Origin of the sequence: Geoglobus acetivorans, assembly GCF_039641995.1 — an archaeon.
In the GTDB taxonomy this organism is placed as follows: domain Archaea; phylum Halobacteriota; class Archaeoglobi; order Archaeoglobales; family Archaeoglobaceae; genus Geoglobus; species Geoglobus acetivorans.
On record NZ_CP087714.1, the window covers coordinates 1,359,279 to 1,383,264 of the forward strand.

Below are 23,986 nucleotides of genomic sequence, written 5' to 3' on the forward strand. Positions count from 1 at the left end.
TGCTTACACCTCCATGGTTATCCAGGCATCGACATCCTTGATGGACTCTTTCACGGCTCCCGAAAGCATGCCCATCCAGTCTTTTACCACTGCCACAGCACCCGGATGCATCATCATGAAGAGATCCACGCCTGCGAGAGCAAGTGTCATTCCGGTGATTATCTCCCAGATCGGACCTCTCAGTTCTCTTGGGCCCCACGGGGTATCTCCCTCTATCGGAGAGTCAATCATCCAAGACTCTCTTGCACCCCATGCATTTGTGGTTCCACTCGAAATCGGGAAGTTGAGGTCCTGATCGCCCCTCAGTCCTGAAATTCTGATCCTTTCCATGTTGGTGAACGCGTAATCAAGACCGTATCCGAGAGCAGCGGTTGTTGGGTCCATAACTAAGCTATCTCTCTCAATTCCGACTCTCTTCAGCAGGTATCTGTTAAGGGTCTTCTGGTTGTTGATGTCCATCTGGGTCCAGCTGAGGATAACATGCCCGTGTTTCTTCGCTGCGTTGCCGATTCTCTCCCAGTCCATGTCGAGTGTTGCGCTTGCAAGCATCACTCTCTCTCCTTCAGCAACTTCAGCTGCTTTCTCTAGCACTTCGGGATCTTTTTCCTTGTTACCTGATCCACCTATGATGAGTGGGACCTTTACGGCCTGGAGAACCTCTTCAACAACCTTTACTGCCTCACTTGCAGGAGTATCCTCGAGGAGCGGGTCTGTGCTTATGAGGTGGAGCGTTACAAGGTCCGCACCAAAATCTTTCACGGCCTTTCTTGCCCACTCTGCCGGATCGTCAAGCACGTCTTCGTAGTGTTCTCTCACGGCCTTTGCCAGCATTGGTCTTCTGTCAAATATGTCTATTGCAATCACTGGTGTGTGTGGATTCTGGGCGTCGAAGTTGTAGAATGCAAGACTTCTCTCGCCGCCTATTGTTACCACGCTCTCTCGTGTACCGCCGTCCGCTCTTGTAGCACCGAGTGTTACCTCTTCAATGACTCCAGGATATTCCACTTTGTATGGTTCAAACCTGGCCGGGGCAAGGCTTTCTGGAATTTCAAACCTGGGCTTTTCGAGGATCTCTGCTGGCTGAATCTGCTGTGCAGGTACTGCAGGCTGCGCCATACCGACTGGCAGCTGGATTCCAAGTGCGTTTGAGAGTCTCTGCAGATAGGTGAAGGCCATGCTTGTGTGGTAGAGGAAGTTTCCAAATTCCTGTATCAGCTGTGTATATCCTGCCAAAGCGGCTAAAGCCTGGATAACGTTTGCATCCAAACCACTACCCGGTTCAATCTCAATTTCGAGGTCACCCTCAATTCTTACTCCTTCAAGCTCTTCGACATTATACTTTTTCAGCTTTTCAAAAAATTCTTCAAGGGTAAATTTATTTGCCATTCTCACACCTCCAGAGATTATTTAGTGGTAGATTTAGCATGAAGTTCGATAAACATCTCGGCTATTTTCCTTGCTTTTTGGTAATATTCTGAACTTTCAGGGAGGTTCACCACAGGTTCTCCCTTCAGATCAAGTTCAGCAATTTTTTCATCAAACGGTAGAAAGTCCAGCACTTTCATCCCTATCTCGTCTGCGAATTTTCTGATAGTCTCTTCTGCCTCTTTACTGGTTATTCTATTTCCCACGAGGAATATGTCTTTAAATTTGAGATCCAGTTCTTCACTGAGTTCCTTTATTCTCTTTGCTGTTGCAAGTCCCTTCTTGGACATGTCAGTTACAACAACAATGTAGTCTGCGCTGTCGATTGTCTTTCTGCTGAAGTGTTCAAGTCCTGCTTCGCTGTCGATGATGATGTATTCATAGTGTCTCATGAGCTTTCTCAAAACCCCTCTGAGGAGGCTGTTGGCATAACAGTAGCAGCCCTCTCCTTCAGGTCTGCCCATCACTATCAGGTCATAATTGTCGCATTCACAAATCGCTTCGCCGTATATCCTCCCCTCGAGCCACTGCTCTTTGTTGGCGGTACCCATTTCGTCTCTGCTTACCTGAAATGTTTCTCTTACTTCTCCAAGCGTTTTCTCCACAAGCTCAGCTACGCCCAGTGCGTCCGGAAGGTTGCTGTCCGGGTCAGCGTCAACCGCCAGCACCTTGCTTGTCGTCTGAGAAATAAAATGGGTGAGGAGCGCTGAAAGTATTGTTTTTCCTGTCCCTCCTTTCCCTGTAACTGCTATCACTGTCATGACTACTCCTCTATGATCATCTCACTGATCTTAATTTCTGCGCCTTTTAAAGTAATTTTAATAAATTTTGGTTCATCTTTTTTGTCGGTCATTTCCCTCCCTTCTTCTCCTCGCTTTTAACAATTATCTTGTCGATAACGATTTTTGCATCCTTGATTATCAGCTTGATTCCAGCGGTTGCCGGCTGTGCTGCCGGGAGCTGAATCTGCGGCATCTGGAATGCAGGCATCTGTGGCATCATGGGCATCTGTGCCGGCTGTACCACCTGCTGTGCGGGCTGCGCCTCGGCAACCTCAGCCTCTGCTGGAGCCTCCTCTACCTCTTCGACCTCTTCTTCTTCCTCTTTCCAGCCCTCTGTTATTTTCTTACCGTCTACGGGTCTTGTAACTCCGGTAACGACGGGGTGGTTAACCTTCTTGAGGAACTCCTTGAGTTCATCAATCGTTCTCGCGTCCTCTTCAGTTGCGATCTTATCTCTCACATCCTCTGGAATGTATTTTTCGATTCTCTGTTTCAGCTCCTTTGGCATCCAGACAGTCCTGTACCATCCACCATCGGCCTGAATGAACTTCTTGCTCCTGAAGTAGCTTATTCCGATACCGAGGAAACCAATAACCTGCTTTCCTCCACCGGTCTGACCGGCCATTGTTGAGAACGTGAGTCCGTTTGGTGCAGGTTCGGGATACCCTCTGTGGACCCAGCCTATACCATCAACTTCTGGCATATAGAATCCTATGACCTCAAAGCATCCGCATGAGGTGTGTGGATACTCGAAGAAGCTGTGGAGCTTGATTCTGTCGTATTCTCCACCGCTCTCCTCTTTTGCGAACTCATTAACTCCACTGTACTCTCCACCTACTGGATCTACGACATCTCCTTTCGGTATGGCCTTGTTCGGCCCCTCCGGATCAACTCTTGCAGCAGCCCTGCCATCAAACCAGCTTATAGCACCGCAGAGTGATGGTCTGTCCGGGCTGACAACACATACGTTTGTTGGTGCGAAGCTCTGGCAGAGTGTGCATGAATAGAATTCGTCGACGTCTTCATCATGGAGTGTCTCAACTCTTGCATCTCTCTCCTCGTAAATCGGCATTGCGACCTCGTTCAGGATCTTTTCCACAAGATCCTTGTCTGTGATGTAAACTGCCTCGATCTTCTCTATGAAGGGCAGCTCGTTCTTGAACAGGAACATGGTCGCATGAGCGATCTCGGTCAGGCTTTTGAGCCCCTTCTTCAGCGCACCCTTGCTCAGCCTGATCCATATATCATATCTCTGATTAAGGTGCATGTATCCCTCGATGTAGTTCTGGAAATCGTGGTTTCTTCTTTCAATAACCGGCTCGAGATCCTCTTCAACCTGGCTGCCTGCGATGTAGTAGATCATGGCATATGGGTATGCCTTCCCCTCTTCCATCTCATCAAGGTCTGGGCCAATCAGCGTAACCTTCATGTCTTCAACCTGATCTTCAGGAAGGGCGAGCACAAGCTCGAATCCTGGCTGTGATGGACCTCCAAGCTCCACAAACATGTCTCCCTTTCTGACCCTCTCTCCTTCAAACATTGGGGATATATCAAACGGAAACTCCGCCTCAGTCCCCTGAACTTCCTTTATTTTCGCACCTTCAGGAATTTCCACCCTTTTTCTTTCTGCCATTTAAATCACCCCCATACTTACAGATTATTCACAACCTCTTCAAGCATCTGATAATGCATTTCCTTATTTGCGGTTAGGTTTGTGAAACTGAATTTTGCGTGTGGCTGGTAAAATTCGTCCAAGCTTATTGTGGTTATCTTGGAGAAGTGCTTCAGTGCTGAAAGCATCCTCGAGAGGTAGTATGGCAGGAAACCCAGGTAGAGAACGACATCATAGGATCCCTTACCATCGAACCCCTGCCACTCTTCGTCGAGCATGAACTGGGTTACGTAGTGCAGAGGGAATACGGCTGACTGGGGCTTAACTCCCTTTTCAATAAGTGGCTTGCTTGATCCTCCAGTGGCTATGATTGGAATCCCCTTCTCGTGAAACTTGACTGCAAATTCAACAAGCTTCGGATCCTTCAGGAGCTGACCTCCTGTGACGAGTACTGGATGTTTTGCCTTCTTTACGAGATTTACAACCACATTTGGTTTTACTGCTGTGGCCTCTCTGCTCACCTGAATATCGGCAACCTGATATCTCCTCGCAGCCGGATATTTATCTTCCTTCTTTACTGCCATTATAACACCTCCAAAAAATTAGTTACTGTGGGGGCTTTTCCCCCGCGTATTTTTCATAAACCTCCTCAACGAGCGTCGGGTTAAATCCTGCATCAAACGGTCTTATTGGCCCTTCAAGTATCTTCTTCTTGTCCCAGTCAATCTTCCAGCCGTAGTCACTTTCGAGAATCTGCAGGAGCTGGTCTTTCATCTTCAGTGGGAGGTCTGCCTCGCTTCTGACATACAATGGCCAGTCATCTGGCAGTGTGCCGAGGTACTTCTGGCTCAGTTCGAGGTAGTGCGTGAGCTTGATCTGTCTTCCCTGGCTGGTGTCGTTGGGTCTCAGCGCGAGCCTTGCCAACTGGACGATTGCCTCTTCCTTGGTCTCGACTGCAACAAGCAGTGAATCTGGGGCAGGTTCGATGTTCATCTTCTTTCTGGTCTTTATGTCATATGCCCACCACTTTTCAGGCTTGTAGTATCTGCCTATGTATGCCCTTCTGTATTTGGCACCATGCGGTCCAACAACGACCGGAACACCGAGTCTGTTGAAGCCTGTTGCAATACTTGCAGCCTTGTGGCTGTACGGTCCCCAGCTGAATCCAACAGCACCAACTCTGTTCAGGATGTAGTCTGCAATTTCGGCATAGTTTCCTCTGAGCGGCCTCATTGCGAAAATGCTCGCAACCTTCATTGCCACACCGCTTATGTGTGAGTTGGACACGCAGCTTCCGGTGTTGACGAGACCACCTGCATCGAATATGCCAGGATATTTCTCAAACAGGGTCTGCCCCTCTTCATCCTTGAGCATGCCTATGTCCATTGCGTGGCAACCTGATGTTACCACGATATATCTTCTCTTGAGGAATTCCTCAAGTATCTCTCTTATCGACTGCATTTCGTCCGGGAAGTTTATGCAACCAACAGCTGCAATAATTCCGGGAATCTGACCCATGACAATGGGCTGACCGACGTTTCTCACTTCAGTATCCTGTATCGGACCTCTGCCGACTCTGGTCTTACCGCTTTTGTTGTAGAGCTTTTCAAAGTTGCTTGCCATTATCACGTTAATGATTTTAATGTTCTTCGGGCATGCCTGCTCACACTTTCCACATGCAAGACACTGTTCTTCAAGATATCCGAGCTTGCTCAGGTCTTTTGTCTTCTGGGCGTGAGCCATTCCCTGGTCGATTCTCAGGTTGTGTGGGCAGGTGAACACACAGCTCATGCACTGCGTACACTTGTTGATCTCACCCCAGAGGTCCTCGTCCGTTTCGAAGAATCTGTATTTTCTCTCGCCACCGTGCTTCTTGAACACCGCCTCAGCAACAAGTGGAGCAACCTGACCAACCTTTTCAGGATCTGACAGGAAAACGCCCGGAAGCTTTCCGCTTACGAGAGCATCGACAATCTTGTCAACTGGCCAGTCGCTCACGTCCGGCAGCCCTCTTATTGCTGCATCGCTTGTGGCGATGAGCGGGATTCCAACGGCCTTACATGCCTCGAGCAGGTCTGCCCTAATGCACTGCTCGTCGCTTATCAGCACATCCGGCAATCCAGACCTTATAACTCTGAGCTGATAGCTTATTGGCCCGAAAATCTTTGTTTTTGAACTGACTCTCGTCATGTCATGCGCCGTACAGCAGAGTCCGGCAATCTCGAAGTCATCGATTCTTCCCTGCTCTTCAAGATATTCCACAACCGGCCTTGAATACATCACGTTATGGCCAACAACGACAATAACTGGTTTGCTCTTGTCGACAATCCCAAATCCGGTATCTACAAGAGGAGTATCCTGCTCGGCTTTAGGCAGGTTATATGCCACGATCTGGGCAATGTCAGCCACTTCCATACCTATGTGGTCTGCCATACCTACATGCATGGCCTTGCTTTCGTAATCTATGAAGCTCTCCTCATTTCCTATGTGTGTTGCGTGCAGTACTTTGACGATCTCTTTTTCAGCCCAGTCGAGAGCTTCTCTCAGATCTCCGAGAGTTCTTGGCTTTATGCCGATGATCGTCCTAATATTTGGAGCCTCTACATTTATGTCTCCACCCAGGTCTATTGGAAGGTCCTCACCATAATCCTCAATCAGGTGATCAAGAAGGTGCCTTGCATGGGCTGTGTGGGCGGCAGCACCAATACAGCATGCGATAGTAACGAGTCTTGCCTTGGCTGTTTTCAGGTCAATGCCGCACGCACCCCTCTTGTTCATGGATAGGTCACATGGGCCCATCGTACAGAGGTTGCAGTAGTCAGACATCGGAGCATAGAAAGGTTCAAACCTTTCGAGCAGTTTGTGATCCCACTTCCTCAGTTCAAGAATACCGGGCTTTGGTGTGGGTCCCATTGGCTCGGTCCATTCTTCCTCTTCTTCGACTACCTTTCCTATCTTTATACTTACGTTTCTCATCTCATCTATTGCAAACAAACCTTTTTTAAGTTCGAAAGCCATACCATACCACCTCACATATCGAATCCAATTATCAGATTTTCTGAATCTCAGATTTTGTGTTTTATATGCTGCAATTTGGCTATTCCTGACATCTCAGTAATGCAGCAATATAAAACATTACCTATTTTTTCCATGTTAAAATAAAATAAAATTACGTTAACACTTTTTGCATAATTTCTTCAGGTTTAGTAACACTACCCTCCACAGGTTCAATCGTAGCCTGAAACCTCTTGAAATCGTCGAAATCTGTGAGATATGAGCTGTATATGCTGTTTGGCATAAATGCTCCATCGTCAGGAGCAGTATCTGATATCAGGACTTTGAGATTTACGCTCCGCCCTTTAGCCGTAACCTTCACAATATCTCCCTCTTTGAAACCATTTTTCTTTGCAAAATCATCTGTGAAGTATATTACTGCCGATTTTTCGACAAATTCTTCGCTAAATTTGCCTTTGTCCATCGCCTCGACCTGGTAGCTGAGCCTCCCGACAACCACTTCCACACTTACCTTTTTCAGGAATTTTGAGAACTGGAGAGGCATTCAGACCACCTCCAGCAGTCTGCCGAGAATACGCTCGTCGTTGATTTCCTTCTCAAACAGAGGTTTCAGCTCAACTCTGACACCATCACTCCTGATCATCGTTCCACCTGTCTCCACTCCGGCAATTGCTGATGGCAGGACAACCTTGGCAAATCTGCCGGTAAATGTCTCTCTCGGGTCAATCACGATTGTGTTTATTTTTGCCAGTTTTTTCGCATATTCAAACGGCAGGGAATTTAGAGGGTCAGTACCAATTATCACAGCGGTATCTATTGCATCGTTTTCGAGAAGTTTGTGGAATGCGAACTCGTCTGAACTGCGCTGCTCTCTGAAGCTGTACCGGTTGATTTCACCTGTTTTCTCAAACATCAGTTCGTTGAACCCCCTCATGTTTGGATGGCAACCGGCCGGGATGAAGTAAACTCCTGTTCTTTCGTTTAACCTTGCCATGAGGTTTTTAAACGGGTCATAATTGCCTTTCAGCCCGTATTTCAATCCAAGTCCTCCAAATATAACGTTGAAGTCCGCTTTTTCCATTTCTTTCAGGATTCTGGGTATGTCGTTGACGAAAATTGACGGAGCTTTTCCGTCGAGAGCCTGATTGAACGCCTCGATCAGCTCCAGATCGTCCCTTATCTGAAGAAATCTGGCATTTTTCTTGGCAAGCTTAGCTGTATGGGTTTTTCTAACATCGATGACCACGAGAAATCTGTCTTCCTCGTAGCCACGCTGCCTTTTTCCGCCTCTCGGATAGTATGTGTATCGGGACATGTGTCTCGAGAGGCTGTGGTACGCATCACTCCCCCAGTATGTGATCACGTATGCGTTATTCTTGACCTCTTCGAGTGTGGTGCTGGGCAGTTCTCCTTTCAGAATCGTTTCCACAAAATCTCCGAGGCAGAATGTTGAGTTGTCGTCTATGTATGCTCCTTTCTTTTCCGCAAGTTTTATCGCAAGCTCCTGGACTTCGAGGGTTGTTGTGTCCAGTCCGTAAATTGCAAGTTTTTCCGAACTTTGAATCAGCTCCTGAGCCTTCTCGATAGCCTGCTCGAAGTCGGCACTTTTTCCGTCAACCATCGGTTCAGCCCTTGAGAGCCTGTAGTTCAGAAATATTCCTGCACCTCTTCTGCAGGCGTTAAAAACAGTTTTTACGTCGCCCTTTTCTGTCTCTATTTCAATGTCATCACACAGACATGAGCATCCCGCACATGTGTACATTCCATCACCCCTCCAGAAAACTTATTGCATCGCTTGGGCAGTTCTCTCTGCATGCTACACAGAGTATCCTGTTCTTACCGTATCTTCTGCACCTCTGGACGTTGATTATTTTAAGCACCCCATTTTCCAGCCTGTAAATGGGATCGTCGATTTTCGGTCCAAACCCGCTTCCCGATCCGTAGGCATCTTCTGCTGCGTGCACAGGGCACACAACAATGCAGTTTGCACATCCCGTGCATTTGCTTTCATCGACAATCAGTCCTGTTTCACTTGCCTCTTTCAGGGGTTCGAGCATTTCAAGGAGCTGTTCTTTTTGTTTTGTGTATTTTTCCTCTTCAAAAAGAGGTGTGCATTCTTCTATCTGCTTATCTCTGTTGACAACCTTGAAGGCAAAGGCCATGCACGTTTGCTCGCCGCATTTCTTGCAGTTGGTTTTCGGTAAAAGTTTGTAAATCTCCATTGGTGTGATCGGCATTGAAGAGAGTAGGTTTCTTAATAATTTAACGTTTCGCATTTTTGAATCTCTAATCAATAGTCATTATGGTGGGAGAAAAAAACAATGAAAACATTTATAAAAATGTAATTTAAAATAACAGACCATGAAACCGGTGGTAGATTTTGAAAGATTCAAGCCCGATATCAGATACGCTTACGATTTAAAACCGGTTTTGCGTCAGCCTGATGAACTTAAGGATAACTTTCCGGCATATTTCATGTACAGGGATGCTTATTTAACCGGAGAGGATTGGGAGAAGATAAAAGAGGCAGGTTTGAGATATGACTACACTATAACTCCTCCAGCAGTTATCGGGGACGAGTACATAAAGACCTATGGCCACTACCACCCCAAGGCTGGAAAACTCAGCTTTCCTGAAGTTTATCAGGTCATTGAAGGAAAGGCGCTTTTTATAATTCAGAAAAGGAGCAATGAGGATGATCAGATTGAAGATGTTGTGGCTGTGGAGGTTGAAGAAGGAGAGATCATAATTGTTCCTCCTGAATATGGTCATGTTATGGTAAACAGAACTGACAGGAGGCTGGTAACCTCCAACTGGGTTTGCAGGAATTTCAGTTCGATTTACGAGCCATATACCAATCTCAGAGGCGCGTGCTATTATCTGACCCGGTTGGGATGGGTGAAAAACACGAATTATGCTGCGGTCCCTGAATTAAGGTTCGCCAGGCCCAATCAGATTCTTGATGTATCCGGGGACATGTATGACCTCGTAAACGAGATTGAAGTGCTTGAATTCCTCGCTGACCCGGATGGGTATGAAGATATGTTCAAAAAAGCTTTAAAGTTCGATTAAGGCCCTTACAGGTGCTATTGGGGGAAGTTCCCGTTTATGCCTGCTTTTTTCAACCATTTCGATAACCTTCTCAACATCCTCTGCTGTCACTCCAGCTTTTTTCACGATATCTTCTTTTTTCAACCCGCTCTCAATTCCCTTCAGTATTCTGTCGAGCCTGTCATAGCTTATTCCCATTTCTCCCTCGTCTGTCTGACCCTGCCACAGTCTTGCTGAAGGCTTCTTTTTCACGATTCTTTCTGGAATTCCCAGGTATTCTGCGAATTCGAAGATCTCTGTTTTGTACAGATCTCCAATGGGCAGAAAGTCGACTCCACCATCACCGTACTTTGTGAAGTAGCCGGTCTTCAGCTCGCTCTTGTTTCCTGTGCCTGCAACGAGCCTGTTCATTCTGTTGGCGTGATAGTATGTCAGACTCATCCTCACCCTCGGTTTTATGTTGGCAAAGGCAATACTATCGCTGTCTCCAAGAATCTCCGAATACTTATCAACAACAGGGTTTATTTCGATAATTCTGTGTTCAATACCCAGCCTTTTACACACTTCCAGCGCATCTTCCACGTCCTCTTCAGGAGTTACGCCCTTTTCGGGAAGGAGCAGGCCAAAAACTCTTTCAGGTCCCAGAGCTCTTACACTCAGATATGCCACGACGGAGCTGTCAATACCTCCACTGAGGGCAACAACAACTCCGTCTGCATTTGCCATCTCGACTCTCTTTTTTATAAACTGGCAGATTCTTTTCTCAATCTTCTCCCAGGTCATCTTATCCCTCCAGCAGTCTGAGAAGTATTGCCTTCTGTGCATGCAATCTGTTTTCAGCCTGATCAAAAACGACCGAGTGTGGACCATCTATCACATCGTCTGTAATTTCCTCCCCTCTGTGTGCCGGAAGGCAGTGCATGACTATGACATCTTTGTGTGCGAAACTTAAAAGTCTTTTGTTTACCTGATATGGCTGGAATATCCTGTTCCTTTCATCCTTTTCTTTTTCCTGACCCATTGAGGTCCACACGTCCGTATATATAACATCTGCGCTTCTGACAGCCTCTTCAGGTTTGTCTGTAAGCTCAATCTCGGCTCCCGTCTTTTCGGCCCTTGAGAGTATCCTCTCGTCAGGCTCATACCCTTCTGGCGTTGCGATTCTCATTTCAAATCCGAGCAGAGCCGATGCGAGTATCATTGAATTGCAGACATTGTTTCCATCTCCGACCCACGCCAGTTTTATATCGAAACTGCCCTTCTTTTCTCTTATGGTCTGCAGGTCGGCAACAATCTGACAGGGATGCTCGAGATTGCTCAGACCGTTGATAACAGGAACATCGCTGAATCTTGCAAGCTCAGTGATGGTTCCGTGGTCTCTTACTCTCGCCATTATTCCGGAGACGTATCTTGAAAGGACTCTTGCCGTGTCTGCTATTGTCTCCCCTCTGCCAAGCTGGAGGTCATTCCAGTTTAAGTAGATGGCATGGCCACCCATATCGGTCATTGCAACTTCAAAACTGACTCTCGTTCTTGTAGATGGGAGTTCAAAAATCATTGCGAGCGTTTTATTTTTCAGGTAATCTCTGAAGATTCCCCTCCTTCTTTCATCCTTCAGGTCTTCTGCCAGTGTTATTATCTCGAGTAGTTCATTTTTTGTTAAGTCTGATATGGACGTGAGATGTTTTACCATGTCGAAAGGCAGAATTGAAATTTAAAAAATGTTTCTGATTTAACCGCTGTAGAACTTTAGTCTGTAAACGTTCCCACCGGGCTGATATACAGCAACGTTTCCCGGTACGGGGTTGAGGTTTACCTTTTTCTGAAACTCTGTCTGGCTCTGCCAGGTTGAGGAGTTTATCACAAAAACTCCTCTGTAAAATCCAGTTCCATAGGTGTGAACGTGTCCGGAATGAATGACATCGGGAACATCATCGATTACAAGATAATCCTCTTTCTCCGGAGCTATTGGACTTCTCTCTCCATATAGTGGTGCAAGGTGCCTCCGTTTTAGAAGTTCCATAACCGCTTCATGTGGCCTCTCATAACTGAGTCTTGGAACTCTGGAGATTATATCGTCAAGGCTCCTTCCGTGGTACAGCAGTACTTTGATTCCCTCGACGTCAACGTAGGCAGGATTTCCAACGTGTATGACGTTTTTCGGGAAAAGAGAGGAAAACTCCTTTGGCAATGCTGGTTGGGGCTCTGCCTGCCTTACTGCATCGTGGTTTCCTGGAGAGAGGATTATTTTGATGTCCTCCCGAATCAGGTCGAACTGTTCTGCGGCAAACTCATACTGCTGGTAGATGTCGAGTATCTCAAGCTCTTTTTCCTGGTCGGGGTAGATGCCAACGCCGTCCGTCAAATCTCCTGCCACGAAAATGTATTTTACCGAGTGAGCCAGTTCGTTGAGCTTTTCGTTTTCACTCTCACCATTCAGCCATTTCACAAATCGACTCCACTCTTCTTTCAGGAACGTATTGCTGCCGAAATGAACGTCTGAAATAAAAACCATCAGAAAATCCCTGCGTTTTCTGTTTCCGTTGCTTATGGGAACGTCCGGAAAAATAATTCTGTCTGCGATTATGCTTCTTCCTCTCAGTCTGCCCGCAACACCAATGACTTCATCTCCGAAAAGCTCCATAACCTGCTCCTTTACTTTTCCTTCAGCGTAAACGCGAACTCTGCCAGTTTTATCTTCAAGCTCGAACATGGCCTTTGACGAATCGAGTTCCCTCACATTGTCTGCAAAACCTATGACCTCGACCTCTTCCATTTTAATCCTGCCGAGGGAACCTATTGGTATGGCCTTAACTCTCGGTTTCAGAATTGAATAGAGCTTCTCGTATCTGGAATTGAAGTAGGCAACGAAATCCTCCACTGTCCCTCTGCATGTTGATTTTCCGGTTACGTCTTTCAGAATTGAGATCTGTCCTTTACTTTCGACTTCTTCTTTCGGAGTATCTTTCAACCCGGTGTCGAAAACCTTTTTTTCCTCTCTCCCTGATGAAAGTTCTTTCAAAACATCGGAGATATCTTCGGGAGTTATTATGAATGAGCCATTGCATTTCCTACATGCGTAATCAACTACTCTATCTACGTCAACTCCACTGTTGATAATGAGTTTTACAGCTTCAGGATGGACATTTTTTCCGTTGAGGGCGAATTTTGCCACCACGGTTCTTGTATCGATACTTTTAATAACCATTTTTAAACCCCCAGATATCATGCAATCAAAGCTTGTGGGATTAATCAAGGATATTCTCACTACACTTATAATTGTTGGTGTGGTTGCAGGTGGAGGCTATCTCCTGACCGGGACCTGGCCATTCATGGTTGCCGTTCAGAGCGGTTCGATGGAACCAAACCTCCATATCGGCGATGTTGTTTTCCTTGTAAGCCCTGAGAAGAAGGAGATTATCACCTATCTGGAGGGGAAGGAAAACGGATACAAAAAATTCGGAGACTATGGTGATGTCATTGTTTACAGACCGAATGGTGACCCGTCCAGAACGCCCATAATACACAGAGCGATAACATTTGTACACAAGGGTGAAAAAATAGGTGGCTATGTTGCTGAGAACGATGGCTATCTGACAAAGGGCGACAACAACCCTGTTATGGATCAACCACTCCTTTCAAAGCCCGTTAAGAAGGAATGGATTGTGGGAGTTGCTGTGTTCAAAATACCGTATATTGGATACTTCAGACTTCTGTTCGGTTAATTTTTATTCTCGCATCTACAACCACATGCAGAACTCTGGGAGAATAGTTCTTTACTTTTCTCAGGTTGATTTCTTTGACTTCAGCACCCTGTTTTTCGGCATGTTTCTTTATCCTTTCGACGGGTCTGCTTAGAATTTTTTCCGGGGTGGACTCGTGGTAGTGAATCCAGCCTTCATCTCTCAGCGCTCTGATGGCCACGGGAATAAAAGGCTCTGCATTGATGTGACCCATGATTACTCTGTCTGCAAATCCTTCGGGAACAATATGCATGGAATCGCCCAGAATCGGCACGATACCATTAACTTTATTGATTTTTATGTTCTCCAGCAGAAAAGTGTACGAATCCGGGTTTATCTCAAATGCGTATATCTTTTTGGCCCGGGAATGCTTTGCAACCGGTATTGTGAAGTAGCCTATGCCCGCAAACATATCTGCAACGATTTCTCCATCCTCCACAAGCCCTGCAATTCTCATTTTTTCAAACTTGTTTCCCTGACTGAACATCACCTTTGTAACGTCAAACCTGTAAATGTAGCCATGTTCCTTCACCTCTGTTTCGCTCCCTTGCCCCGCGAGCAGTTCCATCTCAGGCTTCCTGAGCATACCGTGTCTGCCCCTGTCGAGCCACACAGCCTTAAGCCTGTATGTTCTCATAAGCTCATCTGCTATTCTCTTCGAAAATTGCGTTATCTCTTCTGGAAGCTTTACAACACCTACTTTTCCAAATATCTTGAAATCTGCATATTTCGGGTAGTATCCGGCCACATTTTCCACAATGCTTCTAAAGTCCTTCTTTTCTTTAAAAACAGGATTTTTGTCCTGAATTATGTCGTAGCTTCCAGGTATGTTGAAGGTCTCAATGACGGGTATTATCACGTACCCGTCCTCCACCCTGATTCTTCTATCCTTGTCCTTGTAACCATTCTTTTCCAGCCACTTTCTGATCTTTTCGGCTTCCTCTTTGCGGACCTTTACAGCTTTCATGGCTTTACCAGGCTTTTATGTATCACAAACACTTGGTCCTCACCTTTACCGACAAATACGCTGTCTCCAGCATTGAACTCAAATTCCGGTTTCCTCACACACACGTACCGGTAAGTTTCCGGGTCGAGAACTTCTAATGCAGAACTATCCGCACTGACCACATAGCTTTCCATTATGTCTTCCTTTCTGACAAGGACCTTCGGGTTTTTCAGGTTTATAGTTCTGCCCGTGAATATATCGACGCCCTTCCTCTTCTGAACACTCGCCACAATTGCCGTACGCCCATCATCCTCAACAATGTCTCCTTCAAAATATTCCGGCAGTCTGACGGAATACGTGAACCTGTAGATGTCTCTTCCGTCCTGCCTGCCTGCTATCTTGCTGCTCTCTGAAAGCTCACCACCGAGCTCCTTCAATATTGCTCTCGCTATTTTCTGGGCAAGCTTTTTGTCACCCATGTAGATGTCAATGCCTTCCTTTTTTTCCTCGATTTTTGTGATGAACGCTTTGGGATGGGACCTCTGTTTGTCCATTCCGGCGCCTATTATTTCGCCAATCCTCTCAAGCTCTTCGTCTTTCAGCTCTCTGTTATCTGCTCTGATCTGGATTATGGCCTCGTAGTATCCACCGGCCTGCCTGCTGCACTTTTCGCATGCTATCTTTTTCAATCTGACCTCAAAGAATGAAGAATACTCGAACTCATGGTCTCTTATCTTGCCATAAAACGTGAACTGATATTTTCCTGTCTCGTCAAGCCCGAACGGCTGGAAGGAGAAATCCAGTACCTCCACCTCTTCGTGAATCCTCGTCTCTTTCTCGAGCACCTTTTCAACAGCCTCTTCAAGCGATATGGTTTTCCATTTTTCAAGTCTTTTGGCGTCGCATTTTGGACATACTGTAATTTCAACTACAGGTGGGATTTTCACCGCTTCTATCCTTTCCAGCAGGCATTTTCCACATACGGGATGTTCACTCTCTTTTCCGCAGACAGCACATTTCATTGCAAAACGTGAATGGCGATGAATGGTATTTATCTCTTTTCGCCAATTATTTAAATACTGTTCACGGTATCTTTTAGTGATATGAAGATAATTGCTTTCGTTGGACTCCCTTTAAGCGGAAAAACAACTGCATCCAGAATTGCCGAGGAAATGGGAATTCCTGTAGTGGTCATGGGCGACGTTGTTCGTGAGGAAGTTCTGAGGAGGGGTCTTGAGCTTACAGATGAAAATGCAGGCAGAGTGGCTACTGAACTGAGAGAGAAGGAGGGTATGGATGCAATTGCGAAAAGATGCATTCCCAGGATACGGGAGAAGCTCGAAGAAAGAGGAATTGTAGTCGTTGACGGGATACGAGGGATAGCAGAGGTAGAAACTTTCAGAAAGGAGTTTGGTGATGATTTCATCCTTATAAACGTCGAAGCACCACTTGAGGTGAGGTTTGAAAGAGCATTGAAGCGGAAAAGAGAGGATGACGTAAAAACTCCCGAAGAATTGAAGAGGAGAGATGAAAGGGAACTCTCCTGGAGTATGAGAGAAGCAATAAAGATTGCTGATATAACCGTGGAAAATACTGGCACGATTGATGAATTCGAAGACAAAATCCGGGCAATACTGACTCATTTTTTGCCAAGAGTTGAGGTGGAGATTGAGACAGATGTATTTCCAACGGAAGATGAGGAAAAGGTAAAAAAAGCGGTGAAAAATCTTTTTCCGGATGCAACAATTGAAATTGAAGATGGGAAACTGTATGCAAGAACGTCCAGCCTTTCAAGATTCAGAGAACTTTTGAGAATGCAGAGGATACTTGATACTGCAAGAAGCGAACTCATCAGGGGCAGAAGTGGGAACAGAGTTAAGGTTCTCCTGAACAAACAGACTGCTTTTGTATCGAGGATTAATTTTGCAGAAGAGGATGCGATTCTATCTCCCCTCAGGGTAACCTTCAGGCTTTATGACATCGATTTCGAGAGGTTCCTTGATTATATGGCACCTGAAACGAGGGATGGAAGACCAATCAGGGAACTGGAACGGCTATGAATCCGATTCTGAGAATTCTGGAGAGAACGGATGGAAGCGTTACATCCATAATCGAAGCTTTAACCGGGGAAAGGGCGAAGATTAAAACTATTGAACAGAAGGTAATTGGCGCGAGTCCAGAAATTGCAGAAAAGCTGAATATAAATGAGGGCGATGAGGTCAATTTCAGGGTCGTGGACATCTTCTCAGCCGGGATCAGGTTTGCGAGGGCAGTGTCATACACTCCTCTAAAAAGACTGGATGAGAGCTTTAAAAGAGATTTGATGAGTGCTGACATTCCTGTCGGTAAGATAATAAGGAAATATAAGCTGGAGGTCAGAAGAGAGATTAACTGGAGTTGTATAAAAGAAAATGAGCTTGGAAAGTGTCTCGTCAGGAATTACAGCATAATCCACAGGGGAGAGGTGCTGATAAACATAACTGAATCGTTCCCGTTCAGCGCCTTTGACGGTTTGAGGTGGGAATAGATGAATTTTAAGGAAATGGTAAAGGACTGGCTTGTTGAAGAGGGATTTTTCAGAGAGGAAGTCAGCGACGAAAATGCTGATTTTCATTACGTAATTGAGGTCCCTCCCGGCTCGAATCAGGTAATTGACATCATAGCCCCCAGAGACAGGGATGTAATTCTAATTGCCAGCGGAATCAGGCTGAGCGATGAGCACTATTCGATGGTCATGGCGATGGATGAAAAAGAACGGAGAAGATTCATGTGGACGATAAGATTTGACCTGATCTTTTTGCAGACGGAATTCCAGATTATTCCGGATGCGATGAACCCCCAGCTATTTCAGTTTACGAGGAAACTCTATGCTGAAAACGTAACACGCCAGCTTCTTATGGATTCGATTTCTGAAGTGCATAAATGCAAGCTTTACATTATATGGAGAATGAGAGAAAGATTTGAACGCTCGGAGAGAAGAGGAGACAGCGAGGTCATGTACCTCTGAAAGTTAATTTTTTATTGATTGCAGCTTACGGAAGAACCATGAAGGTTCTGATGGTCATTGTTGATGGCATGTCTGATAGAGGGAATGGTGATACGACTCCCTTAAAGTCCGCTCACACACCAAATCTCGATTTTCTTGCTGAAAGGGGAATTGCTGGAATAATGGATACGATAAGGCCGGGAATCAGACCGGGAAGCGATACTGCCCATTTTTCAATTCTCGGATATGATCCGTTCGAATACTATACTGGAAGAGGACCAATAGAGGCTGCGGGTGCAGGAATTGATGTCAAACCCGGAGACATAGCCTTCAGGGTTAACTTTGGGACGGTTGAGGGAGATGGCAGCATTTTTGAGAAAATTGTTGTGGACAGGCGGGCGGGAAGGATTCAGGACAAGGAAGAACTTGTCAGGGCAGTAAATGAGAATGTGAAGCTTGATGGGGTGGAATTCATACTTGCAAACGCATCCGGCCACAGGGCAGCGCTGGTTTTCAGGGGCGAAGGCCTTTCGGACAGAATTACTGACAGCGATCCGAAGAAGGAAGGGGGGGCTGTTAAGAGGGTCGAACCTCTCGACAGCTCGGCGGAATTCACAGCAAGAATGGTAAACGAGTTCATTGAGAAAAGCCACGAGGTTCTTGAAAACCATCCGCTAAATGCGGAAAGAGCCGAAGCAGGCTTGCCGAAGGCAAATGCCCTCCTTCTGAGAGGTGTTGGTAAGGCAGTCCACGTTCCAAAGTTTGAGGAGAGGTATGGTTTAAAGGCGGCGTTTGTTGCAGGAACAACGCTTATTAAAGGGATTGGTAGGCTTATAGGGGCTGATGTTATTAAAAATTCGAAATTCACCGGGAGCAGAGATACCGATCTCAATCTGAAGGTAGAAACTGCCTTAAAGACCCTCGAAACGCATGACTTCGTTCTGCTTCACATCAAAGCTCCGGATGAGTTTGGCCATGATGGAGACTTTGAGGGCAAAAAGGAATTCATAGAGAAGGTTGATCAGGCAATTGCGCCTCTCAAAGATCTTGATTTCTCCAGAGTGTGTCTGACGGTGCTTTCAGATCACAGCACTCCCGTGAGCGTGAGAGATCACTCTGCTGACCCCGTCCCGGTAATGATTGTGCAGGAAGGTGTCAGAAGGGATGAAGTTAAAGCTTTCAACGAGTTTGAGGTGTATAAAGGTGGACTGTGCAGGATAAGGGGAGAGGATTTGATGAACATAATACTTGATCTGATAGGCAAGGCTAAAAAGTTCGGAGCGTAGAGAGCATGATGGAAAAGCTGGTTGTCCCACCCGGTGTTGTGTTTGATGAAACCCACATAAAACATGAGGGAGACGTGATAGTTGGGAACGATTCCTCAATCGGATTTGGCATCGATGCGAGGAAGATAGTCATTGGGGACAGGGCGACAATAAACGGAGATCTAATAGGAGATGAAATAAGGCTTGATTCCTGGGTTAGGGTTAAGGGAGATGTGCTGTGCAGGGGAGATGCTTACATAGGTGAATTCTCATCTATTGAGGGAAAGCTTACAGTTCACGGGAACCTTGAGATTGGCAGAAACGTTCGAATTGAGAAGGGATTTGAAGCGAGAGGTCTCATCACAATTCAGAATCCATTGCCCGTAATCATCTTCCTGTTTGTTTATATCATGGAACTCCTCAGACTCGGGAAGCTTGATGAAGTTGAAGAGCTGTTCAGCGAGGAGTTTGAAAATCCTTTGGTAATACCTGACAACACCAAGTTAGCGATGGAGCAGATAAGGACTGGTAGAAACGCTGATTTCAGGGATAGCAAAATACTGGGAAACGTCAGAGCAAAAAACGTTATTGCTGAAAACGTTGAGCTTTATGGAAGCCTCAGGGGAAGAGATCTGATCATAAGTGGCTCCAAAATTCACGGTGCGGTTGAGGGAAGGAAGGTATTTATCGTTGGGGACAGCATAGTTTATGGGAGCGTCAGTGGCGAGGAAGTCCATATCGAAAAGGGATGTATGGTTGAGGGAACGATTGTGGGCAGGAAAGGAGTCTGGATAAGGGATAAGGTCGAGGCAGAAATCGAATTTGAGGGTGAAGAGGAGGATGATGAACTGGGAGAAGAAGAGATTCAGAAAGATGTTTCCGAACATATACAGGGAGCTTGAAGGGGACATTCTGCCTTCGGTCATTGACCACATAGAAAGGTGTGAGAGCGTTGATGAGGCTCACGAGGTTATTGAATACTTTCTCAAAATTGGAGAGATAAGCGAGGAGTATGCTGAATTTTTGAAGAAGAGTGAAATAGTTAAGGACCTCATAGGTTCGAGAAAGCACGGGGAGTATACCCGGAGGGGTTTGAAGTGATAGAGATAGGTTTAACTGGAAAGCCAAATGCAGGAAAATCAACTTTTTTCAAATCTGCAACCATGGCTGATGCGGAGATTGCGAATTATCCCTTTACAACAATCGAGCCAAACGTCGGTGTGGCCCATGTGAGGGTTGAGTGTGCGTGCAGGGAGCTTGGTGTCTATCCATGCGGTAACTGCATCGATGGGTGGAGGTTTATCCCCGTTAAGCTGATTGATGTTGCCGGTCTTGTACCGGACGCTCACAAGGGGAGGGGGCTCGGGAACGAGTTTCTTGATGATCTCAGACAGGCCGATGCTATAATTCACGTGGTGGATGCATCAGGCTCGACGGATATAGAGGGTAATGAGGTCGGACTTGGGGAACACGACCCATTTGAGGACGTTGACTTTCTTGAAAAGGAGCTTAACATGTGGCTTTTCGGCATTTTGAAGAAAAACTGGGACAAGATGGTAAGGAGAATACAAATGGAGAAAAAGGATCCTGCCAGATACATACACGAGCAGCTTGCAGGTCTTGGCTTCGATGAGCTTACCGTTAGAGAAAGTCTGAGAGATACCGGCAAACAGTTCAATGAATTTTCGGACGATGATCTGCTAATCTTTGCAAGAAATCTCATGGAAAGGAGATTCAAAATCCTCGTGGCTGCAAACAAGGCAGATAAGGCTCCGGAGAATAATATAAAGAGATTCATGGATTCTGGCGCAGTCATCTGCTCGGCAATGTTCGAACTCACGTTGAGGACTGCAAGTCAGAATGGATACGTCCGGTATTTGCCGGGTGATGATGACTTCGAGATTGTCAAAGAGCTGAATGAAAAGCAGAAAAAGGCTCTCGAGACTATCAGAGCCTTCATGAAGAAATATGGAGGAACGGGCATTCAGGAGGCGATAAATAGGATTGTTTTTGATAAGCTGGGTTACATAGTGGTGTATCCAGTTGAGGATGAGAACAAGTACACTGACAGCAAGGGCAATGTTCTTCCGGATGCGATGCTCGTGAAAAAAGGGACAACGCCCAAGGAGCTTGCTTACAAAATCCACACGGACATAGGGAAAAACTACATCTATGCCGTCGATGCCAAGAGAAAGATCAGAATTTCGGAAGACCATGAACTTCAGAATGGGGATGTTATAAAGATCGTTTCAGGTGCATAGCTATTGTCAGCAACCTGAATTCCCACAATTTTTGGTCCAGCCGAATTGTGGTGTCGTACTGCCAGTTGCGGTTGCCTGAGTTATTTGGGAGCAGTGATGTGTTGTTGCAGAAGGTGCTGAAAACGTCTGTGCGTGTACAAAAATATCAGCGTTCGAGTTCAAGGAATTTTTTACCCGCTTCGGTCACTCTGTAAAGCCCGTTTTCACGCTTTTCTATTAAACCGAGAAATTCCAGCAATTCTGCGATAACTTTCTCTTCTTCGCTTTGAATTACTATCTCTTCTTTTTCCAGCATTCTTTCTGCAATTTCACCTATTTTTGACTTCATGCTTTACACCTTTCACACAACAACAATTATGATTATATAATCATCATATTTAAATGTTCCGAAACAGTTGTCAGAAATTTCTCCCAGAAATTACATATCGTACAGTTCTCTATATGTTTTTTTGTATTTCTGTAGAATTTTCCAAACAATCCCGTGGAGAAGACATTCACAAAGTTTCTTCAAATAGTATATATGCAGTGATGCCGACCTCTTATCATGTGGAATCTCCGTTTTGAGTACCTGAACAGAGTATATGACATCGCAATATTTCTAATGAGTCTGGTTGTTACGGTACTCGTTGGGGTGAAGATGGTTTCCATTGTTGTTCAGATTCCTGAGGCGATAATGACTCTCTCTCCAGCTTCATTTGATACGCTCATCACCGAAATACTGACTTTTTTCGTTCTAATAGAGCTTGCAAAGGCGTTCACTGAATATCTCGAGTTTAAGAGAGTCAGGCTTCATATCATGGCTGAACTTGCATCCATATTCACCATAAGGGAGCTTTTAATATCTCTTTATAAGCAGAATTTCGACTGGACAATTCTGATCGCCTTCTCCATACTGATTCTCTCGTTAACTCTTGTGAGGACGATGGCACTAAAGTACAAGCCCTCGAAGAAGTAGGTGTGTATCTCATCTTCTTTTTTTGTCCCTACTGGGTGGCTGTTTCAGATTTTTGGTAAACTTTAAATATGCTATTTCATTCCGCATACTAATTCATGATATTTTTATAAATTAATAATGGAAAATTTTTAAATCATGCAATCCGACTAATCCCATGCTTGGTGTTGAGGGAAAACTCATAACAGAAATTGATCCGAAGGATATCAATCAGTTCTGGGAGAAGAGTTATGACAGTGGAGTCCCATCTGAAATTGAAATCCCTGAAATTCCACTCTATGAGCTTCTTGATGGAACTGCAGAAAAGTTTCCAGATAAAATTGCAATCGACTTTCTTGGAAAGAAGTTAAGGTATGGTGAACTTAAAGAACTCTCTGACAGGGTGGCAGGCTTTCTGAAAAGCCTTGGCGTCGGCAGGGGGTCGAGAGTAGTAATAGACATGCCAAATACTCCGCACTATGTGATTGCGTATTATGGAATTCTCAAAACCGGAGCAACTGTTGTCCAGGCCAATCCACTTTACACCGAAAGGGAACTGAGACACATTGCTGAAAACAGCGAGGCCAGAATTTTCTTCGCCGTCGAGAACGCATTTCCAAAGGTTTACGAGCTTAAGAAAGAGGGGATAATCGATAGAGTGATAGTCTGCAAAATTGAGGACTACCTGCCTTTCCCGCTGAACTTTCTTTACAGGCTGAAGAAAGAGAAGGTGAACGTTCCGAATGATGACGGAATAGCCTTCTGGACTGACGTGGTAAAATCGGATCCCATTTCATCTCCTGAAAAGGTGGACCCCAAGGAGGACATTGCTGTATTTCAGTACACTGGCGGGACGACAGGTCTGCCTAAGGCAGCAATGCTCACACACTACAATCTCGTTGCCAATACCTATCAGATCATTCACTGGCTTCCGGAGTTCAGCGAAAAGGATGTTGTAAGCGGGATTCTGCCCTACTTCCATGTGTACGGAATGACTACGAGCATGAACATGCCAATTGCCGTCGGAGCAAAAATTGTTATGCTTCCAGACCCGAGAGACATAAAGAGGATACTGAATGCCATAGAGAAACACGGGATCACGCTGTTTTTCGGGGTGCCAACACTGTTCAACGCAATAAACACACATCCAGACACGCCCAAGAAGAATCTGAGGAGTATAAGGGCGTGCATAAGTGGCTCTGCTCCACTGCCGCTTGAGGTCAAGAGAGAGTTTGAGAGGATAACCGGCGGAAAGCTTGTTGAGGGATATGGGCTGAGCGAAACATCTCCTGTCACGCACGTCAACCCAATCTACGGCACAAACAAGGAGGGCAGCATAGGTATACCCATTCCGAATACATACGCCCTCGTCATAGACGAGGAAGGAAAAGTCCTTCCTGTGGGCGAGATTGGCGAGCTCGCCATCTACGGCCCACAGGTGATGAAGGGCTACTACAAGATGGAGGAAGAGACGAGAAAAACCCTGGTCAGCGGATGGCTTTTGACAGGAGACATGGCGAAGATGGACGAGGACGGTTACTTCTACATAGTTGACAGAAAGAAGGACGTAATCATAGCCGGAGGATACAACATCTATCCAAGAGAGGTTGAAGAAGTCCTCTACGAACACCCTGCCGTACTGGAGGCTGCGGTTGTAGGAGTGCCAGACAAATACAGGGGAGAAACAGTAAAGGCGTTCATCGTCCTGAGACCCGAACACAGAGATAAGGTCACAGAAAAGGACATCGAGCAGTTCTGCAGGCAGAAGCTCGCAGCCTACAAGGTCCCCAGAATAATTGAGTTCGTCGACGAACTTCCGAAATCAGCAGTCGGCAAGGTCCTTAGAAGGGTGCTCAGGGACCAGGAAGTTAAGAAAATGGAACAGTCCTGACATCAATTTTTTTCTGTTTTTATTCTGATCTCCAGAAATGAGGTCATAACCTTCCCAAAAAATATATTTTTGAAAGTC

25 protein-coding genes are annotated in these 23,986 nt (G+C 45.8%); 11 read left to right on the forward strand and 14 right to left on the reverse strand.

What is annotated here, in order from left to right; translation table 11 throughout:
• Window positions 1-3: 3 nt before the first annotated feature.
• From cdhD to LPQ35_RS08000, 8 genes are all read right to left on the reverse strand, one after another.
• On the reverse strand, window positions 4-1,386 hold the full coding sequence (gene cdhD / locus LPQ35_RS07965; RefSeq protein ID WP_193808499.1) for a CO dehydrogenase/acetyl-CoA synthase subunit delta: 1,383 nt from the start codon (window positions 1,384-1,386) through the stop codon (window positions 4-6).
• 17 nt (window positions 1,387-1,403) lie between these two features.
• Entirely contained in the window at window positions 1,404-2,186 is a 783-nt protein-coding gene (locus LPQ35_RS07970; protein WP_193808500.1) for an AAA family ATPase, read from the reverse strand.
• A gap of 88 nt (window positions 2,187-2,274) precedes the next feature.
• On the reverse strand, window positions 2,275-3,840 hold the full coding sequence (gene cdhC, locus LPQ35_RS07975; RefSeq protein WP_193808501.1) for a CO dehydrogenase/CO-methylating acetyl-CoA synthase complex subunit beta: 1,566 nt from the start codon (window positions 3,838-3,840) through the stop codon (window positions 2,275-2,277).
• A 17-nt stretch (window positions 3,841-3,857) separates the two neighbouring features.
• Window positions 3,858-4,403 carry a CO dehydrogenase/acetyl-CoA synthase complex subunit epsilon gene (gene cdhB, locus LPQ35_RS07980; RefSeq protein WP_193808502.1) on the reverse strand — a complete coding sequence of 182 codons (546 nt, stop codon included), beginning with the start codon at window positions 4,401-4,403 and terminating at the stop codon, window positions 3,858-3,860.
• A gap of 22 nt (window positions 4,404-4,425) precedes the next feature.
• Entirely contained in the window at window positions 4,426-6,837 is a 2,412-nt protein-coding gene (gene cdhA / locus LPQ35_RS07985) for a CO dehydrogenase/acetyl-CoA synthase complex subunit alpha (RefSeq protein ID WP_193808503.1), read from the reverse strand.
• A gap of 151 nt (window positions 6,838-6,988) precedes the next feature.
• Window positions 6,989-7,378 (reverse strand): molybdopterin dinucleotide binding domain-containing protein, encoded by a 390-nt coding sequence (locus LPQ35_RS07990; protein WP_193808504.1) that lies wholly within the window; start codon window positions 7,376-7,378, stop codon window positions 6,989-6,991.
• The gene (locus LPQ35_RS07995) at window positions 7,379-8,596 is read right to left on the reverse strand and encodes a formylmethanofuran dehydrogenase subunit B (protein ID WP_193808505.1); all 1,218 of its coding nucleotides are present in this window, start codon (window positions 8,594-8,596) and stop codon (window positions 7,379-7,381) included.
• Between the two features lie 4 nt (window positions 8,597-8,600).
• Window positions 8,601-9,071 carry a (Fe-S)-binding protein gene (locus LPQ35_RS08000; RefSeq protein ID WP_193808506.1) on the reverse strand — a complete coding sequence of 157 codons (471 nt, stop codon included), beginning with the start codon at window positions 9,069-9,071 and terminating at the stop codon, window positions 8,601-8,603.
• 124 nt (window positions 9,072-9,195) lie between these two features.
• On the opposite strand from LPQ35_RS08000, the gene LPQ35_RS08005 reads away from it, so the two are divergent.
• Window positions 9,196-9,906, forward strand: coding sequence for a glucose-6-phosphate isomerase family protein (locus tag LPQ35_RS08005; protein ID WP_193808507.1), 711 nt, complete (start codon window positions 9,196-9,198; stop codon window positions 9,904-9,906).
• Here the strand turns inward: LPQ35_RS08005 and LPQ35_RS08010 are convergent.
• The 3 genes from LPQ35_RS08010 to LPQ35_RS08020 are packed head-to-tail and all read right to left on the reverse strand — an operon-like array spanning window position 9,892 to window position 13,093.
• Window positions 9,892-10,668 (reverse strand): NAD+ synthase, encoded by a 777-nt coding sequence (locus LPQ35_RS08010; protein WP_193808508.1) that lies wholly within the window; start codon window positions 10,666-10,668, stop codon window positions 9,892-9,894. The two genes, LPQ35_RS08005 and LPQ35_RS08010, sit on opposite strands and share 15 nt — an antisense overlap.
• A gap of 1 nt (window position 10,669) precedes the next feature.
• Window positions 10,670-11,578 (reverse strand): ornithine carbamoyltransferase, encoded by a 909-nt coding sequence (gene argF / locus LPQ35_RS08015; protein WP_193808509.1) that lies wholly within the window; start codon window positions 11,576-11,578, stop codon window positions 10,670-10,672.
• A gap of 39 nt (window positions 11,579-11,617) precedes the next feature.
• Window positions 11,618-13,093, reverse strand: a complete 1,476-nt coding sequence (locus LPQ35_RS08020) for a DNA-directed DNA polymerase II small subunit (RefSeq protein WP_193808510.1) — start codon at window positions 13,091-13,093, stop codon at window positions 11,618-11,620.
• Between the two features lie 19 nt (window positions 13,094-13,112).
• Between LPQ35_RS08020 and LPQ35_RS08025 the strand changes: the two genes are divergently transcribed.
• Window positions 13,113-13,610: a signal peptidase I gene (locus tag LPQ35_RS08025; protein ID WP_193808511.1), complete on the forward strand. Its 498-nt coding sequence runs from the start codon at window positions 13,113-13,115 to the stop codon at window positions 13,608-13,610.
• Here the strand turns inward: LPQ35_RS08025 and LPQ35_RS08030 are convergent.
• Together LPQ35_RS08030 and LPQ35_RS08035 are read right to left on the reverse strand one after the other, a co-directional pair.
• Window positions 13,591-14,595, reverse strand: coding sequence for a class I SAM-dependent methyltransferase family protein (locus tag LPQ35_RS08030; RefSeq protein ID WP_193808512.1), 1,005 nt, complete (start codon window positions 14,593-14,595; stop codon window positions 13,591-13,593). The two genes, LPQ35_RS08025 and LPQ35_RS08030, sit on opposite strands and share 20 nt — an antisense overlap.
• Window positions 14,592-15,596 carry an NMD3-related protein gene (locus tag LPQ35_RS08035; RefSeq protein WP_193808513.1) on the reverse strand — a complete coding sequence of 335 codons (1,005 nt, stop codon included), beginning with the start codon at window positions 15,594-15,596 and terminating at the stop codon, window positions 14,592-14,594. The genes LPQ35_RS08030 and LPQ35_RS08035 overlap by 4 nt, the downstream gene beginning before the upstream one ends.
• A gap of 81 nt (window positions 15,597-15,677) precedes the next feature.
• Here LPQ35_RS08035 and LPQ35_RS08040 point away from each other — a divergent pair, with 81 nt between their 5' ends.
• The 7 genes from LPQ35_RS08040 to LPQ35_RS08070 are packed head-to-tail and all read left to right on the forward strand — an operon-like array spanning window position 15,678 to window position 21,086.
• Entirely contained in the window at window positions 15,678-16,634 is a 957-nt protein-coding gene (locus tag LPQ35_RS08040) for an AAA family ATPase (protein WP_193808514.1), read from the forward strand.
• The gene (locus LPQ35_RS08045; RefSeq protein WP_193808515.1) at window positions 16,631-17,101 is read left to right on the forward strand and encodes a chorismate pyruvate-lyase family protein; all 471 of its coding nucleotides are present in this window, start codon (window positions 16,631-16,633) and stop codon (window positions 17,099-17,101) included. Before LPQ35_RS08040 ends, LPQ35_RS08045 begins: the two co-directional genes overlap by 4 nt.
• Entirely contained in the window at window positions 17,102-17,581 is a 480-nt protein-coding gene (locus LPQ35_RS08050) for a DUF2299 family protein (RefSeq protein ID WP_193808516.1), read from the forward strand.
• 38 nt (window positions 17,582-17,619) lie between these two features.
• Entirely contained in the window at window positions 17,620-18,846 is a 1,227-nt protein-coding gene (locus LPQ35_RS08055; RefSeq protein WP_193808517.1) for a 2,3-bisphosphoglycerate-independent phosphoglycerate mutase, read from the forward strand.
• A gap of 5 nt (window positions 18,847-18,851) precedes the next feature.
• A complete protein-coding gene (locus LPQ35_RS08060) occupies window positions 18,852-19,727 on the forward strand; it encodes an acyltransferase (RefSeq protein ID WP_193808518.1) in 876 nt (291 codons plus the stop codon).
• Entirely contained in the window at window positions 19,669-19,926 is a 258-nt protein-coding gene (locus tag LPQ35_RS08065) for a DUF2095 family protein (protein ID WP_193808519.1), read from the forward strand. Before LPQ35_RS08060 ends, LPQ35_RS08065 begins: the two co-directional genes overlap by 59 nt.
• The gene (locus LPQ35_RS08070) at window positions 19,923-21,086 is read left to right on the forward strand and encodes a YchF-related putative GTPase (RefSeq protein ID WP_193808520.1); all 1,164 of its coding nucleotides are present in this window, start codon (window positions 19,923-19,925) and stop codon (window positions 21,084-21,086) included. Before LPQ35_RS08065 ends, LPQ35_RS08070 begins: the two co-directional genes overlap by 4 nt.
• Window positions 21,087-21,231: 145 nt before the next feature.
• Here LPQ35_RS08070 and LPQ35_RS08075 read toward each other — a convergent pair whose 3' ends face one another.
• Window positions 21,232-21,414 carry a hypothetical protein gene (locus tag LPQ35_RS08075; RefSeq protein WP_193808521.1) on the reverse strand — a complete coding sequence of 61 codons (183 nt, stop codon included), beginning with the start codon at window positions 21,412-21,414 and terminating at the stop codon, window positions 21,232-21,234.
• Window positions 21,415-21,630: 216 nt separating this feature from the next.
• On the opposite strand from LPQ35_RS08075, the gene LPQ35_RS08080 reads away from it, so the two are divergent.
• Together LPQ35_RS08080 and LPQ35_RS08085 are read left to right on the forward strand one after the other, a co-directional pair.
• Window positions 21,631-22,041, forward strand: a complete 411-nt coding sequence (locus tag LPQ35_RS08080) for a phosphate-starvation-inducible PsiE family protein (protein ID WP_193808522.1) — start codon at window positions 21,631-21,633, stop codon at window positions 22,039-22,041.
• A gap of 154 nt (window positions 22,042-22,195) precedes the next feature.
• Complete coding sequence (locus tag LPQ35_RS08085) at window positions 22,196-23,908, forward strand: long-chain fatty acid--CoA ligase (RefSeq protein WP_346297613.1); 1,713 nt, start codon at window positions 22,196-22,198, stop codon at window positions 23,906-23,908.
• Window positions 23,909-23,986 lie beyond the last annotated feature (78 nt).